1 rRNA gene is annotated in these 2,029 nt (G+C 50.3%); it reads right to left on the bottom strand.

Annotated elements, in window-relative coordinates:
- A 23S ribosomal RNA gene (locus tag M1L23_RS00035) occupies positions 1-2,011 on the bottom strand; the annotation flags it as partial.
- Between the last annotated feature and the right edge of the window lie 18 nt (positions 2,012-2,029).

The raw sequence follows: 2,029 nt of genomic DNA, 5'->3' as shown, positions 1-2,029 counted from the left end.
CGCTAACCCCATCAATTAACCTTCCGGCACCGGGCAGGTGTCACACCCTATACGTCCTCTTTCGAGTTAGCAGAGTGCTGTGTTTTTAATAAACAGTCCCAGCCACCTGGTCACTGCGACCCTCTTCAGCTCATGACGCAAGGTCAATCACCAAAAAGGGCGTACCTTCTCCCGAAGTTACGGTACTATTTTGCCTAGTTCCTTCACCCGAGTTCTCTCAAGCGCCTTAGTATTCTCTACCTGACCACCTGTGTCGGTTTGGGGTACGGTTCTACATACCTGAAGCTTAGAGGATTTTCCTGGAAGCATGGCATCAATAGCTTCGACTCCGTAGAGCCTCGTCTCGTGTCTCGGCCTTAACAGGGAGCCGGATTTGCCTAGCTCCCCAGCCTACTCACTTTCACGCGGACAACCAACGCCGCGCCTACCTAGCCTTCTCCGTCACCCCATCGCAGTATGCAGCAGTACGGGAATATTAACCCGTTTCCCATCGACTACGCATTTCTGCCTCGTCTTAGGGGCCGACTTACCCTACCCTGATTAACATGGGATAGGAACCCTTGGTCTTCCGGCGTGGGGGTTTTTCACCCCCATTATCGTTACTCATGTCAGCATTCGCACTTGTGATACCTCCAGCATGCTTCTCAACACACCTTCAACGGCTTACACAACGCTCCCCTACCCAACAAATAAATTTGTTGCCGCAGCTTCGGTGACTAGTTTAGCCCCGTTACATCTTCCGCGCAGGCCGACTCGACTAGTGAGCTATTACGCTTTCTTTAAATGATGGCTGCTTCTAAGCCAACATCCTAGCTGTCTATGCCTTCCCACATCGTTTCCCACTGAACTAGTACTTGGGGACCTTAGCTGGCGGTCTGGGTTGTTTCCCTCTCCACAACGGACGTTAGCACCCGCTGTGTGTCTCCCGGATAGTACTCACTGGTATTCGGAGTTTGCATCGGGTTGGTAAGTCGGGATGACCCCCTAGCCGAAACAGTGCTCTACCCCCAGTGGTATTCGTCCGAGGCTCTACCTAAATAGATTTCGGGGAGAACCAGCTATCTCCGGGCTTGATTAGCCTTTCACTCCGAGCCACAGGTCATCTCCTAATTTTTCAACATTAGTGAGTTCGGTCCTCCAGTTGATGTTACTCAACCTTCAACCTGCCCATGGCTAGATCGCCCGGTTTCGGGTCTATACCTTGCAACTATTCGCCCAGTTAAGACTCGGTTTCCCTACGGCTACCCTACTCGGTTAACCTTGCTACAAAATATAAGTCGCTGACCCATTATACAAAAGGTACGCAGTCACCCTCGAANGTTTCGGGTCTATACCTTGCAACTATTCGCCCAGTTAAGACTCGGTTTCCCTACGGCTACCCTACTCGGTTAACCTTGCTACAAAATATAAGTCGCTGACCCATTATACAAAAGGTACGCAGTCACCCCGTCACTCAAATACCCTGCTTGGCCTTTGAATGTGTTTGCGTCGCTTACGCGCCGCGAACCGTGTCACTCAAGATACTTGAGTGACGNGGGGTTCTTTTCGCCTTTCCCTCACGGTACTGGTTCACTATCGGTCAGTTGGGAGTATTTAGCCTTGGAGGATGGTCCCCCCATATTCAAACAGGATTTCGCGTGTCCCGTCCTACTCGTTTTCACTCCATAAGACACTTCGTGTACGGGGCTATCACCCTCTATCGCTACACTTTCCAGAGTATTCCACTGCATCTTATAAAGCTTAAGGGCTAATCCGCGTTCGCTCGCCGCTACTGACGGAATCTCATTTGATTTCTTTTCCTAAGGGTACTTAGATGTTTCAGTTCCCCTCGTTCGCCTCGTTAGGCTATGTATTCACCTAACGATAGTGCATAAATGCACTGGGTTGCCCCATTCGGAAATCCTAGTCTCAAGCGCCTATTACTGGCTTAACTAGGCTTATCGCAAGTTATTACGTCCTTCATCGCCTCCAACTGCCAAGGCATCCACCGTGTACGCTTATTCACTTAACCATACAACACCAAAAGTGT

This window comes from Aliidiomarina quisquiliarum (assembly GCF_023922585.1).
GTDB lineage: Bacteria > Pseudomonadota > Gammaproteobacteria > Enterobacterales > Alteromonadaceae > Aliidiomarina > Aliidiomarina quisquiliarum.
This window is presented reverse-complemented; position numbering and strand designations above follow the sequence as displayed.